We start from the raw sequence: 468 nt of genomic DNA, 5'->3' as shown, positions 1-468 counted from the left end.
GCGCCGAGCTGGGTGGGGACGCCGAGGCCGACGATGACGGTGGGTCCGACGAAGACCCAGTTGTCGCGGTCGACGAGGCGGACGGCGTCGGCGAGGCGGTTCCACAGGTCGGTGAGCTGCCCGGCTTCGAACCGGCCTGCGGCGGTGGGCAGGTCGGTGTCGGCGGCGAGTTTGCCGAAGGGCTCGTTCATGAGGTCGTAGCCGAGCACGGCGGGGTGGCGGCCGAGGGCGGCGGCGACGGTCATCCACATGCGGGCGTGCGCCGCGCGGAGGTCGTTGTCGGTGTAGAGGTGGTCGAAGGCCGTTTGCACGGACGGTTCGAAGTACTCGGAGAACCAGTCGCCCGGGATGGGTTCGTAGGGCAGGCCGTCGGTGCGGGTGGTCCAGGCGGGGATGCCGCGGTGGCCGTTGAAGGCAGGCCCGTAGACGTCCTGGTGGGCGTCGAGGACGACCTTGATGTGGTAGCGG

1 protein-coding gene is annotated in these 468 nt (G+C 70.7%); it reads right to left on the bottom strand.

Annotation, left to right across the window (positions count from 1 at the left end; all coding sequences use genetic code 11):
- The coding region (locus AC1DSF_RS30790; protein WP_478184104.1) for a cellulase family glycosylhydrolase at window positions 1–468 on the bottom strand (468 nt) is incomplete at both ends.

The sequence above is a fragment of the Variovorax sp. 01N429 genome (genome assembly GCF_056399425.1).
The sequence above is the reverse complement of the archived record's forward strand: the minus strand, read 5'-3'. Positions and strand labels throughout refer to the sequence as shown.